At 59.9% G+C, this 13,094-nt stretch carries 13 protein-coding genes; 8 read left to right on the top strand and 5 right to left on the bottom strand.

All coding sequences use genetic code 11. From position 1 onward, the window contains the following. Window positions 1-94: 94 nt before the first annotated feature. Window positions 95-1,003, bottom strand: coding sequence for an OmpA family protein (locus PSH94_RS05650; RefSeq protein ID WP_181080536.1), 909 nt, complete (start codon window positions 1,001-1,003; stop codon window positions 95-97). A gap of 156 nt (window positions 1,004-1,159) precedes the next feature. On the opposite strand from PSH94_RS05650, the gene pyrC reads away from it, so the two are divergent. Together pyrC and rnt are read left to right on the top strand one after the other, a co-directional pair. Next, the gene (gene pyrC, locus PSH94_RS05645) at window positions 1,160-2,206 is read left to right on the top strand and encodes a dihydroorotase (RefSeq protein WP_181080535.1); all 1,047 of its coding nucleotides are present in this window, start codon (window positions 1,160-1,162) and stop codon (window positions 2,204-2,206) included. Continuing rightward, a complete protein-coding gene (gene rnt, locus PSH94_RS05640; protein WP_181080534.1) occupies window positions 2,203-2,874 on the top strand; it encodes a ribonuclease T in 672 nt (223 codons plus the stop codon). Before pyrC ends, rnt begins: the two co-directional genes overlap by 4 nt. A 65-nt stretch (window positions 2,875-2,939) precedes the next feature. Here rnt and PSH94_RS05635 read toward each other — a convergent pair whose 3' ends face one another. After that, on the bottom strand, window positions 2,940-3,542 hold the full coding sequence (locus PSH94_RS05635; RefSeq protein WP_003231418.1) for a peroxiredoxin: 603 nt from the start codon (window positions 3,540-3,542) through the stop codon (window positions 2,940-2,942). Between the two features lie 238 nt (window positions 3,543-3,780). Between PSH94_RS05635 and PSH94_RS05630 the strand changes: the two genes are divergently transcribed. Both PSH94_RS05630 and bfr read left to right on the top strand, forming a co-directional pair. Then, on the top strand, window positions 3,781-3,999 hold the full coding sequence (locus tag PSH94_RS05630) for a bacterioferritin-associated ferredoxin (protein ID WP_058423779.1): 219 nt from the start codon (window positions 3,781-3,783) through the stop codon (window positions 3,997-3,999). A gap of 201 nt (window positions 4,000-4,200) precedes the next feature. After that, the gene (bfr, locus tag PSH94_RS05625) at window positions 4,201-4,671 is read left to right on the top strand and encodes a bacterioferritin (RefSeq protein WP_181080533.1); all 471 of its coding nucleotides are present in this window, start codon (window positions 4,201-4,203) and stop codon (window positions 4,669-4,671) included. Between the two features lie 68 nt (window positions 4,672-4,739). Here the strand turns inward: bfr and grxD are convergent, their stop codons facing one another. Further along, window positions 4,740-5,078, bottom strand: a complete 339-nt coding sequence (grxD, locus tag PSH94_RS05620; protein WP_060753947.1) for a Grx4 family monothiol glutaredoxin — start codon at window positions 5,076-5,078, stop codon at window positions 4,740-4,742. Between the two features lie 87 nt (window positions 5,079-5,165). Beyond that, complete coding sequence (locus PSH94_RS05615) at window positions 5,166-7,274, bottom strand: molybdopterin oxidoreductase family protein (RefSeq protein ID WP_305436752.1); 2,109 nt, start codon at window positions 7,272-7,274, stop codon at window positions 5,166-5,168. A 438-nt stretch (window positions 7,275-7,712) separates the two neighbouring features. Here PSH94_RS05615 and argF point away from each other — a divergent pair, with 438 nt between their 5' ends. Further along, window positions 7,713-8,633, top strand: a complete 921-nt coding sequence (gene argF / locus PSH94_RS05610) for an ornithine carbamoyltransferase (protein ID WP_253510748.1) — start codon at window positions 7,713-7,715, stop codon at window positions 8,631-8,633. Further along, the gene (locus tag PSH94_RS05605; RefSeq protein ID WP_305436751.1) at window positions 8,630-9,739 is read left to right on the top strand and encodes an ABC transporter ATP-binding protein; all 1,110 of its coding nucleotides are present in this window, start codon (window positions 8,630-8,632) and stop codon (window positions 9,737-9,739) included. The genes argF and PSH94_RS05605 overlap by 4 nt, the downstream gene beginning before the upstream one ends. A gap of 55 nt (window positions 9,740-9,794) precedes the next feature. On the opposite strand, the gene ybaK is transcribed toward PSH94_RS05605, so the two are convergent. Next, complete coding sequence (gene ybaK, locus PSH94_RS05600) at window positions 9,795-10,265, bottom strand: Cys-tRNA(Pro) deacylase (RefSeq protein ID WP_253510745.1); 471 nt, start codon at window positions 10,263-10,265, stop codon at window positions 9,795-9,797. Between the two features lie 325 nt (window positions 10,266-10,590). Here ybaK and PSH94_RS05595 point away from each other — a divergent pair, with 325 nt between their 5' ends. Beyond that, the gene (locus PSH94_RS05595; RefSeq protein ID WP_034096127.1) at window positions 10,591-11,445 is read left to right on the top strand and encodes an MIP/aquaporin family protein; all 855 of its coding nucleotides are present in this window, start codon (window positions 10,591-10,593) and stop codon (window positions 11,443-11,445) included. Window positions 11,446-11,521: 76 nt separating this feature from the next. Further along, on the top strand, window positions 11,522-13,027 hold the full coding sequence (gene glpK, locus PSH94_RS05590) for a glycerol kinase GlpK (RefSeq protein ID WP_181080528.1): 1,506 nt from the start codon (window positions 11,522-11,524) through the stop codon (window positions 13,025-13,027). Window positions 13,028-13,094: the final 67 nt, after the last annotated feature.

Raw genomic sequence — 13,094 nt, 5'->3', positions numbered from 1 at the left:
ATTCTACCGATCAAAACCGTGAATTTACAGGGGCGCGACAGCAAATGAAGATAAAGCGACAGATTATGTCGAAGGGGCGACCGATGGTCGCACCTCAGGAAGTATGCGCCGGGTTGCTCGGAGCGGTCGCTTGGGGCGCCGGTTTCTCCGGCGCGGCCACCCTTTCCAGCTGAATATTCACGCGGCGGTTACGAGCACGGTTGGCCGCATTGGTGTTGGGGGCCAAGGGATAGCTTTCGCCATGGAAGCGTAAGGTAATCTGAGATTCCGCGATGCCATTGGCCTTGAAGTAGTCCATGACCGCCAACGCGCGTCGGCGCGAGACATCGCGGTTGGTCAGGCGATTGCCGCTGTTGTCCGAGTGGCCGTTCAACTCGATATGGTTGACGGTGGGGTCCGCCTTCATGAACGCCAGAATCACCGACAACTTTTGCTTGGCCGCCGCATCCAGCTCGATGCCACCGCCGGGGAAGCCGACCTCGGTCTGCTTGACCTGATCGTAATTCATCGGCAGCAATTTGGCTGTGCACAGCTGGTAGTCACTATAGGCCTTGTTGAATTTCACCGGCAGCAAACGGATTTCCGAATAACCGCCTTCGCGCCCGTAATGCCGTACGGTGGGTGAGCGGCCCTCAAGCAAGCCCGTAAAAAGACGCCCCGCCTGGGCCTGGGAGCTGTTGAACAGGACATCGCCGCTGCCGGCGCGCACCGCTCCCAGGTTAATATCGCCGCGCCCCGGCTGCCACGGAGCCGCAGCGGCCAGCAAAGTGGCCGATCCTGCGCCCAGGGAACCGTTATAGGCTTTGAGTCGAAATGTTGCCTGCTCGCCGGCCCGGCGCACGAACTCACCCGATCCGAAATCCGTGATCGGCTGGGTCAGGCGGCACTCGAACTGATCGCCTTCCACCTTCCACTCAATGTTCTCCAGACGGGTCTGGAACGTGAGTGCCATCGCAGGCAGGCTGGCGAACACACTGAGCAGGGCTAGATAATGCTGGCGCACGGGAGGCTCCACTGGTTTCTACAACACTTCAAAGCGTCATACATCGTTAAGGCATACCCAGAGCTATCGGTCGCATCCTGCAAAACTTGATAGCGAGTGCCTGCACGAGTCTTTTCCGGTAGCATTCCCACCAGATTGACCCGCCTGGAATCCCCAATGTCCGACCGCCTGACCCTGCTGCGTCCCGATGACTGGCACATTCATCTTCGCGATGGTGCCGCGTTGCCCCATACCGTGGCCGATGTTGCGCGCACGTTTGGCCGCGCCATCATCATGCCTAACCTGGTTCCTCCGGTGCGTAATGCCGCCGAAGCCGACGCCTATCGCCAGCGTATCCTCGCGGCACGCCCGGCCGGCAGCCGCTTCGAACCGCTGATGGTGCTCTACCTGACCGACCGCACCCAGCCCGAAGAAATTCGCCAGGCCAAGGCCAGCGGTTTCGTACACGCCGCCAAGCTCTACCCGGCCGGGGCCACTACCAACTCCGATTCCGGCGTGACCAGCATCGACAAGATCCTGCCGGCCATCGAAACCATGGCTGAAGTCGGCATGCCGTTGCTGATCCACGGTGAAGTCACCCGTGGCGATGTGGACGTGTTCGATCGCGAGAAGATCTTTATCGACGAGCATATGCGCCGCGTGGTCGAGTTGTTCCCGACGCTCAAGGTGGTGTTCGAGCACATCACCACGGCCGATGCCGTGCAGTTCGTCACCGAGGCCCCGGCCAACGTCGGCGCGACCATCACTGCGCATCACCTGCTGTACAACCGCAACCACATGCTGGTGGGCGGGATTCGGCCGCACTTCTATTGCCTGCCGATCCTCAAGCGCAACACTCATCAGGTCGCCCTGCTGGATGCCGCCACCAGCGGTAATCCGAAGTTCTTCCTCGGCACCGACTCGGCACCTCACGCCCAGCACGCCAAGGAAGCCGCGTGCGGCTGTGCCGGTTGCTACACCGCCTATGCCGCGATCGAGTTGTATGCCGAAGCGTTCGACCAGCGTAATGCGCTGGACAAGCTCGAAGGCTTTGCCAGCCTCAACGGTCCGCGTTTTTACGGCCTGCCGGCCAACACCGACCGCATCACCCTGGTCCGTGAAGACTGGACCGCCCCTGCCAGCCTGCCGTTCGGCGAGCTGACTGTCATCCCGCTGCGCGCCGGTGAAACACTGCGCTGGCGCCTGCTGGAGGAAAGCAAGTGAGTGAAGACCATTACGACGACGAACACGAGCACAATGGCGGCGGTTCCCGTCACCCGATGGCCGAGCGTTTTCGTGGCTATCTGCCGGTTGTCATCGACGTAGAAACCGGTGGCTTCAATTGCGCCACCGATGCCTTGCTGGAAATCGCTGCCACGACAATCGGCATGGACGAGCAGGGTTTCGTGTTCCCGGAACATACCCACTTCTTCCGTGTCGAGCCGTTCGAAGGCGCCAACATTGAAGCCGCCGCGCTGGAATTCACCGGGATCAAGCTTGATCACCCGCTGCGCATGGCTGTGAGTGAGGAAGCGGCGCTGACCGATATCTTCCGCGGTGTGCGCAAAGCGTTGAAGGCCAATGGCTGCAAACGCGCGATCTTGGTTGGCCACAACAGCAGCTTCGACCTGGGTTTCCTGAATGCCGCCGTGGCGCGACTGGACATGAAGCGCAACCCGTTTCACCCGTTCTCAAGCTTCGATACCGCCACCCTTGCCGGCCTCGCGTATGGGCAGACGGTACTGGCGAAAGCCTGCCAGGCCGCCGGTATCGACTTTGACGGTCGCGAAGCCCACTCGGCACGCTATGACACCGAGAAGACCGCCGAGCTGTTCTGCGGCATCGTCAATCGCTGGAAGCAGATGGGCGGCTGGGAAGACTTCAGCGACTGAAGCCAGACCCTGCGCATAAAAAAACCGGCCTTCACAGACCGGTTTTTTTGTACCTCAACCCTGGCTTACAGCTTGCCAGCGTTCTCGGTCAGGTAAGCCGCAACACCTTCGGTGGAAGCAGTCATGCCTTTGTCGCCTTTTTTCCAGTTGGCAGGGCACACTTCGCCGTGCTCTTCGTGGAATTGCAGCGCGTCAACCAGGCGGATCAGCTCTTCCATGTTACGGCCCAGCGGCAGGTCGTTGATGATCTGCGAACGCACGACGCCCTTGTCATCGATCAGGAACGCGCCACGGAAAGCCACGCCGCCTTCGGACTCAACGTCGTAGGCCTTGGCGATCTCGTGCTTCATGTCGGCTGCCATGGTGTATTTGACTTTGCCGATGCCGCCATCGTTGATGGCAGTGTTGCGCCAAGCGTTGTGGGTGAAATGGGAGTCAATGGACACCGCAACCACTTCCACGTTGCGCGCCTTGAAATCGTCCATGCGGTGATCCAGGGCGATCAGCTCGGAAGGGCAGACGAAGGTGAAGTCCAACGGATAGAAGAACACCAGGCCGTATTTGCCTTTGATGGCTTCAGACAGCTTGAAGCTGTCAACGATTTCGCCATTACCGAGGACGGCAGGTACGTCGAAATCCGGGGCTTGTTTACCGACGAGTACGCTCATGGGGTATCTCCTGATAGGTGAAGATTGAAGTAATGGGACCGGACAAAGTCTGCCGTGTTCAAGCGACAGGCCTGTGACGCGGTCACGCTTCGTGAAGACCGACCATCATACACGGAAAAAACCGTTCGTCAGCGCGAGGGCCGCCCCGCGAAAAGTGCACGATTCTACTTTGACAATCATTCTCGTTAACATTAAGATCCAACGCACTTAAGCCCTAAACCCGCGACGGTTCTCCCTTATGTATGTGTGCCTGTGTACCGGCGTCACCGACGGAAAAATCCGCGAAGCAATCTACGAAGGTTGCTGCAGCTACAAGGAAGTGCGTGAAGCCACCGGCGTCGCCAGCCAGTGCGGCAAATGCGCCTGCCTGGCCAAGCAAGTGGTAAGGGAAACCCTGACGCAGTTACAGACAGCCCAGGCTGCACTCCCCTATTCAGCAGAATTTACACACGCCTGATCAGACGTGTTTTAAAGAACCGGACTTGATGTCCGGTTTTTTTATGTCTGTAATTCAAACAGTTAGCGCCAAGACGCGGAACACAAACATTCTTATTCCGATTAATTTTCATTTATTATTCAATAACTTAGGTTTGACACCAAAGAGTTCGCCGCTCAAACTCCGCCTTATACACAGCTATTACAGGGCAGGACCCCAGTCATGAAAGGCGACATCTCAGTCATCCAGCAACTTAACAAAATCCTTGCCAATGAACTGGTCGCGATCAATCAGTACTTCCTGCATGCGCGCATGTATGACGATTGGGGCCTGGAAAAGCTGGGCAAGCGTGAATACAAAGAGTCCATTAAGGCCATGAAGGACGCCGATGCGCTGATCAAGCGCATCCTGTTCCTGGAAGGCCTGCCTAACGTACAGGACCTGGGCAAGTTGACCATTGGCGAGCACAGCCAGGAGATGCTCAGCAGCGACCTGGGCTTTGAACGCAAGAGCCACAGCGACCTCAAGGCCGCCATCGCTCACTGCGAAGCGAGCGCTGACTTCGGCAGCCGTGAACTGTTGGAAGACATCCTGGAAGACCAGGAAGAGCATATCGACTGGCTGGAAACCCAATTGGGCCTGATCGACAAAGTCAGCCTGGAGAACTATCTGCAATCGCAAATGGGTGAGTAACCCTTCGCTGGCAGATACAAAAAAGCCCCGCTCTCTTTCGAGAAGCGGGGCTTTTTAATGCGGTCGAATCAAGCGTCTGTCTTGGCCGCCGCGTTTGCCGCTGCGTCTTTGATCAGCGTTTGCAACGAACCATCAGCCGCCATCTCGACGATGATGTCACTGCCGCCGACCAACTCACCAGCAACCCACAGTTGCGGGAACGTTGGCCAGTTGGCGTACTTGGGCAAGTTGGCGCGGATTTCAGGGTTTTGCAGGATATCCACGTAAGCGAATTTCTCGCCGCACGCCATGATGGCCTGGGACGCCTTCGCGGAAAAACCGCATTGAGGAGCGTTCGGGGCACCCTTCATGTAAAGCAGAATGGTGTTGTTGGCAATCTGCTCTTTGATCGTTTCGATGATATCCATGGAACACCTCTGCAGGAACTTTGCGACTCACAGGTCGGCACTTTGGCGCATTGTAACGCAAAATTCCAGCACGGTGCTCAGGCAAGCTTACGCCGCCGCTACCTGCACGGGCACGCCATTCAAGGCCGCATTGCCGGATAACTCGTCCAATTGCCGCTCGTCGGTCAGGTCATTGGCGCTGGCCCCTGGCTGCTCGCTGGCAATGCTCATCCGCACACCGGGACGGCCATGTCCCCAGCCGTGAGGCAGGCTGACCACGCCCGGCATCATGTCGAGACTGGCGACCACCTCCACCTCGATCATCCCGATACGCGAGCTGACCTTCACCCGCTGGCCATCATGCAATTGACGACGGGCCAGATCGTCGGGGTGCATGTGCAACTGATGGCGCGGCTTGCCCTTCACCAGGCGATGGTAGTTATGCATCCAGGAGTTATTGCTGCGCACATGCCGACGCCCGATCAGCAGCAACTCATCGGCGGTCGGCACCGGCTGCGCCGCGAAGCGCGCGAGGTCAGTAAGAATTACCGCCGGCGCGGCCTGCACCTTGCCATCCGCCGTTTTCAGCCGCGTGGCCAGATTGGGCCGCAGCGGACCCAGGTCCACGCCGTGGGGGTGGTCCGCCAGCATTGCCACCGACAGTTTATGGCTGGAGCCATCGCCGTACGCCCCGGCACGCAGCCCGAAGTCGATCATCTGCGCGGGCGGCAGGGTCGGCTTCAGGGCGGCGCCGGTCTTTGCCGCGAACGCTTGGGCCAGGCCCACGAAGATTTCCCAGTCATGCAACGCGCCCTCGGGTTTGGGCAGGATCGCGCGATTGAACCGGGTGACATTGCGTACCGCGAACATATTGAACGTGGTGTCGTAGTGATCGTTTTCCAACGCCGACGTAGACGGCAGAATCAGGTCGGCATGGCGCGTGGTCTCGTTGATGTACAGGTCGACGCTGACCATGAACTCCAAGCCCTCCAGCGCCTGCTCCAGTTGGCGACCGTTTGGCGTGGACAACACCGGGTTGCCGGCCACCGTCACCAGGGCGCGGATTTGTCCTTCGCCCTCGGTAAGCATTTCTTCCGCCAGAGCCGATACAGGCAGCTCGCCACCGTACTCCGGCCGGCCGGAAACCCGGCTTTGCCAGCGGTTGAAATGACCGCCGCCGGTTGACGCCACCAGATCCACCGCAGGCGAGGTGCATACTGCGCCGCCGACACGGTCCAGGTTGCCCGTCACCAGATTGATCAATTGCACCAGCCAGTGACACACGGTGCCGAACGCCTGGGTCGACACCCCCATGCGCCCGTAACAGACCGCCTTGTCCGCCGCTGCGAAATCCCGCGCCAATTGACGGATCTGCGCGGCCGGTACAGCGCACTGGCGACTCATCGCTTCGGCGGTAAAGCCGCTGATCGCATCGCGTACCTCACCCAGGCCTTCAACGGGCAAATGGCTGGTGCGGGTCAGATTCTCGCTGAACAAGGTATTGAGCACGCCAAACAGCAATGCCGCATCGCCGCCAGGCCGTACGAACAGGTGTTGGTCGGCAATCGCGGCCGTTTCACTGCGTCGCGGGTCGACCACCACCACTTTGCCACCCCTGGCCTGGATCGCCTTCAGGCGCTTTTCCACATCCGGCACCGTCATGATGCTGCCGTTGGAAGCCAGCGGATTGCCACCCAGGATCAACATGAAGTCGGTATGGTCGATATCCGGGATGGGCAGCAAGAACCCATGCCCGTACATCAGGTGACTGGTGAGGTGATGGGGCAATTGATCCACGGACGTTGCGGAAAACCGGTTGCGCGTCTTGAGCAGGCCTAGAAAGTAATTGCTGTGGGTCATCAGTCCGTAGTTATGCACACTGGGATTGCCCTGGTAAACCGCGACCGCATTCTGCCCATGCTGCGCCTGGATGCCCGCCAATCGCTCTGCCACCAGGGCAAACGCATCATCCCAAGGGATCGGCTGCCATTCGCTCCCCACCCGCAGCATCGGCTGGCGCAGGCGATCGGGGTCATTCTGGATATCCTGCAGCGCCACGGCTTTGGGGCAAATATGGCCACGACTGAACGTGTCATGTGGATCGCCCTTGATCGACGTGATCGCCAGACTGCCGTCGTCGGCTCGAGTGGTTTCCACGGTCAGGCCGCAGATGGCCTCACACAGATGGCAGGCACGGTGATGGAGAGTCTTGGTCATGGCCAGTCTCTTTATAGGGGCTTTGGCCAGACTATGGGCCGTGGCCGCGGCAGGCGCCAGCATCGTTCGTGCCGTGAATCGACAGGCATCAGGCCGGGCCATGCGGGAGTAAGCATGAGCAAATGTTACAGAACCTGGCACAGGCCCACTGAAACCGACGCGGCCTGCCCCAGCCCCGCCCCCGCACATTGCAAAAGGTTGCAGCGCCAGTGTACAAATGGCCCGCTGCTGTCAGGAAATTGTCTTCAAACGCGCCTCGGCGTCCTGCTTGAACACCCCTAAAAACGTAGCCCCTATTGGTAAGACGCGACATTTAATGTCAATATCGCGCCTTCCCCTATTTCGTCGCCCCCGTGCGGCTTCCGCCGCAGGTCTCGCCCGTTGTCACAATAAACAAGGCTTTGAGAATCTGCGGTCTGTTGCAAAAGGTAGTTAATGATGAGCGCAAGGCACTTTCTCTCGCTGATGGACTGCACGCCCGAAGAGCTGGTCAGTGTGATCCGTCGAGGCATTGAGCTTAAAGACCTGCGTAACCGCGGCGTACTGTTCGAGCCTTTGAAAAACCGCGTGCTCGGGATGATTTTCGAGAAGTCGTCCACCCGCACCCGCTTGTCCTTCGAAGCCGGCATGATTCAGCTGGGCGGCCAGGCGATCTTCCTGTCGCCGCGTGACACCCAACTGGGCCGTGGCGAGCCGATCAGCGATTGCGCCATCGTCATGTCGCGCATGCTCGACGCGGTGATGATCCGTACTTTTGCCCACAGCACCCTGACCGAATTCGCCGCCAACTCGCGCGTGCCGGTGATCAACGGACTGTCCGATGACCTGCACCCCTGCCAGTTGCTGGCCGACATGCAAACGTTCCTTGAACACCGTGGCTCAATCCAGGGCAAGACCGTGGCCTGGATCGGCGATGGCAACAACATGTGCAACAGCTATATAGAAGCGGCGATCCAGTTCGACTTCCATCTGCGCATCGCGTGCCCGGAAGGTTTCGAACCCAATGCCCAGTTCCTGGCCAAGGCCGATGGGCGCGTACAACTGCTGCGCGATCCGAAAGACGCCGTGGTCGGCGCCCATCTGGTGACCACCGACGTCTGGACCTCCATGGGCCAGGAAGACGAAACAGCCAAGCGCATGGCCCTGTTCGCGCCCTATCAGGTCAACCGCGACCTGCTCGATCTGGCCGCGACGGACGTGCTGTTCATGCACTGTCTGCCCGCGCACCGTGGCGAAGAAATCAGCCTCGACCTGCTCGACGATCCGCGTTCGGTCGCCTGGGACCAGGCCGAAAACCGCCTGCATGCGCAAAAGGCCCTGCTCGAATTCCTGGTCGAGCCGGCGTACCACCACGCATGAGCCATGCATTACTGCTGAACCTGCGCAACCTGGCATGCGGCTATCAAGACCAACGGGTGGTGCAGAACCTCAACCTGCACCTCAATGCCGGTGACATCGGCTGCCTGCTAGGCTCCTCTGGCTGCGGCAAAACCACCACGCTTCGTGCAATCGCCGGGTTCGAGCCGGTGCACGAGGGCGAAATAAGCCTGGCGGGCGAGGTCATCTCCAGTGCCGGCTTCACACTCGCTCCGGAGAAACGTCGCATCGGCATGGTGTTCCAGGACTACGCGCTGTTTCCTCATCTGAGCGTGGCCGACAACATTGCCTTTGGCATTCGCAAGCATCCGCACAAAGAACGCGTGGTCGCCGAGCTGTTGGAACTGGTCAATCTGAAAAACCTGGGCAAGCGCTTCCCCCACGAGCTTTCCGGCGGTCAGCAACAACGCGTGGCCCTGGCCCGCGCCTTGGCGCCGGAGCCGCAATTGCTGCTGCTGGACGAACCGTTCTCCAACCTTGATGGCGAATTGCGCCGCAAACTCAGCCATGAGGTGCGCGATATCCTCAAGGCGCGCGGCACCAGTGCAATCCTGGTCACCCATGACCAGGAAGAAGCCTTCGCCGTGAGCGATCAGGTGGGAGTGTTCAAAGAAGGCCGCCTCGAGCAGTGGGACACGCCCTATAACCTCTATCACGAACCGCAGACGCCTTATGTGGCCAGCTTTATCGGGCAGGGCTACTTCATTCGCGGGCAGTTGAGTTCGCCGGAATCCGTGAGTACCGAACTGGGCGACCTGCGTGGCAACCGTGCCTACACGTGGCCCACCGGAGGCGCGGTGGATGTGTTGCTGCGCCCGGATGACATCGTCTACGCGCCGGACAGCGCGTTGAAGGCAAGGATTGTCGGCAAGACTTTCCTCGGTGCATCGACGTTGTACCGCCTGCAACTGCCGACCGGCGCACAACTGGAGTCGATTTTTCCCAGCCATGCCGATCATCAGGTGGGCGCGGAGGTGGGCATTCGTGTTGCGGCTGAACACCTGGTGCTGTTCCAGGCGTCAGGCAGCGTTGCGGCGCAGATTCCGCAAGTCGAATCCGGCGTACGGCGCTACAGCCCTGTCAGTTGATAAATAGGGGGGAGGGCGGAAAGTCCCTCCCACATTGGATTCCCGGCTACTTGAATTACGTCCGGCCAATCTCGGCGAACTTGGCCTGGGTATGTTCCGCCAGCACCGCGGCGGGCAACTCCACTTCCAGCCCTCTCCTGCCCGCACTGACAAAAATCGTCGCGAACGGCTGCGCCGTCACATCGATAAACGTACGCAAGCGTTTCTTCTGCCCCAGCGGGCTGATGCCGCCCAGCAAATAACCGGTCGAACGCTGCGCCGCCGCAGGATCGGCCATTTCGACTTTCTTGACCCCCGCCGCATGAGCCAGTGCCTTCAAGTCCAGACTTCCGACGACCGGTACTACGGCCACCAGTAACTCGCCTTTCTCGCTGCTGGCCAGCAGCGTCTTGAACACCTGCGCCGGGTCAAGGCCCAATTTCTCTGCGGCCTCCAGCCCATAGGAGGCGGCCTTGGGGTCGTGTTCGTAACTGTGAATGCGATGTTCGGCGCGAACTTTTTTCAACAGATCCAATGCAGGGGTCATGGACGCTCCAGGCGTGGCGAACGGATGGCCAATTCTAAGCCAACCCCGCACAAAACGCTCTAGTGCGCCGCCTGCCTTGGCACCCGCCACGCTACGCCGACGTGATCATTCATCAGACCAATAGTTTGAAAGTGACTGGCAGTTCACTTTCGACCTTTGACAGCGGTCATTCTTGTCTATATTTTTTCGTTTCCGAATACCGTGGAAATAATCCTACGCATTCGAGCAGTAAGCCGTGACGGAGATGGGGATCCCCGCCACGGTGAAAATCGCGCCAGGCCCAACGAGGCCAAACGCCAGACAAGAAAAACAATTGAGGTTTTCCATGACAACTGCTCTTCAACAGCCTTCACTTTCAAGCCAATGCATGGCCGAGTTTCTGGGCACTGCGCTTCTGATCTTCTTCGGTACCGGTTGTGTCGCTGCGCTCAAGGTTGCGGGCGCCAGCTTTGGCTTGTGGGAAATCAGCATCATCTGGGGGGTCGGCGTGAGCATGGCGATCTACCTGAGCGCCGGGATTTCCGGCGCCCACCTCAACCCGGCGGTCAGTATCGCCCTGTGCCTGTTCGCTGATTTCGACAAGCGCAAACTGCCGTTCTATATCCTCGCCCAGATCGCCGGCGCTTTCTGCTCCGCCGCCCTGGTGTACACCCTCTACAGCAATCTGTTTTTCGATTACGAACAAACCCATCACCTGGTGCGCGGCACTCAAGCCAGCCTCGAACTGGCGTCGGTGTTCTCTACCTACCCCCACGCCCTGCTGAGTACCGCCCAGGCATTCCTGGTGGAAATGGTCATCACCGCCATCCTGATGGGCGTGATCATGGCCCTGACCGATGACAACAATGGCCTGCCACGCGGCCCGCTGGCGCCGCTGCTGATCGGTTTGTTGATCGCGGTGATCGGCAGCTCCATGGGACCACTGACCGGTTTCGCAATGAACCCGGCGCGGGATCTGGGGCCGAAGCTGATGACCTTTTTCGCCGGCTGGGGTGAAATGGCCCTTACTGGCGGACGCGATATTCCTTACTTCCTGGTGCCGATCTTCGCGCCGATTGTGGGTGCATGCCTCGGTGCCGCTGCCTATCGCGGGCTGATTGCCCGCCATCTGCCAAGCGCCGCGCCTGCGGTAATTGAAACACCTGACACGGCTGTCAACGGTAATACCCGTATTTCCTGAAAGCGCCGGCCTGGCGCCCCTGCCCTTCGCGGCCCAGGCTGGTTTCTGACTTCCTATTTCGTTCAAGGCAATCGACATGACCGACCTTCAGAATAAGAACTACATCATTGCCCTCGACCAGGGCACCACCAGTTCGCGGGCAATCATCTTTGATCGTGACGCCAACGTGGTTTGCACCGCCCAGCGCGAGTTTGCCCAGCATTATCCGCAGGCGGGCTGGGTCGAACACGACCCGATGGAAATCTTCGCCACTCAGAGCGCGGTGATGGTCGAAGCGCTGGCCCAGGCCGGCCTGCACCATGACCAGGTTGCCGCCATCGGCATTACCAACCAGCGGGAAACCACGGTGGTCTGGGACAAAGTCACCGGCCGCCCGATCTACAACGCTATCGTCTGGCAGTGCCGTCGCAGCACCGAGATCTGCCAACAGCTCAAGCGCGACGGTCACGAACAGTACATCAGCGACACTACCGGCCTGGTCACCGACCCGTACTTCTCCGGCACCAAGCTCAAGTGGATCCTCGACAACGTCGAAGGCAGCCGCGAGCGTGCACGCAACGGCGAACTGCTGTTCGGCACCGTCGACAGCTGGCTGATCTGGAAATTTACCGGCGGCAAAACCCACGTCACCGACTACACCAACGCCTCGCGCACCATGCTCTTCAACATCCACTCGCTGGAGTGGGACGCGAAGATGCTGGAGATCCTCGACATCCCGCGCGAAATGCTGCCGGAAGTGAAGTCCTCGTCGGAAATCTACGGCCGCACCAAAAGCGGCATCGCCATCGGCGGCATCGCCGGTGATCAGCAGGCCGCGCTGTTCGGCCAGATGTGCGTGGAAGCCGGCCAGGCCAAGAATACTTATGGCACCGGCTGCTTCCTGCTGATGAACACCGGTGACAAGGCCGTGAAATCCAAGCACGGCATGCTCACCACCATCGCCTGCGGCCCGCGTGGCGAAGTGGCCTACGCCCTGGAAGGCGCCGTGTTCAACGGCGGTTCCACCGTGCAGTGGCTGCGCGATGAGCTGAAGATCATCAACGATGCCCATGACACCGAATACTTTGCCGGCAAGGTCAAGGACAGCAACGGCGTGTACCTGGTGCCGGCATTCACCGGCCTGGGCGCACCGTATTGGGACCCCTATGCCCGTGGCGCGTTGTTCGGCCTGACCCGTGGCGTACGTGTGGATCACATTATTCGTGCCGCCCTGGAGTCGATTGCCTACCAGACCCGCGACGTACTGGACGCCATGCAGCAGGATTCCGGCGAACGCCTCAAAGCCCTGCGCGTGGATGGCGGCGCGGTGGCCAACAACTTCCTGATGCAGTTCCAGGCCGACATCCTCGGCACCCAGGTGGAGCGCCCGCAAATGCGCGAAACCACAGCCCTTGGCGCCGCATACCTGGCCGGCCTGGCCTGCGGCTTCTGGGGCAGCCTGGACGAGTTGCGTGGCAAGGCGGTGATCGAGCGCGAATTCGAACCTCAGCTGGACGAAAAGGAAAAGGAAAAGCTCTACGCCGGCTGGCAGAAAGCGGTCAGCCGCACCCGTGATTGGGAGCCCCACGAAGGCGCTGAATAAGCCAACGTCGGGTTGTAACTGGCAGGGAGCAGATTCCTGCGTCATCATGGGCCACTTTTGTATGGCA

This window comes from Pseudomonas sp. FP2254 (assembly GCF_030687695.1).
Taxonomy (GTDB): domain Bacteria; phylum Pseudomonadota; class Gammaproteobacteria; order Pseudomonadales; family Pseudomonadaceae; genus Aquipseudomonas; species Aquipseudomonas quebecensis.
This window is presented reverse-complemented; position numbering and strand designations above follow the sequence as displayed.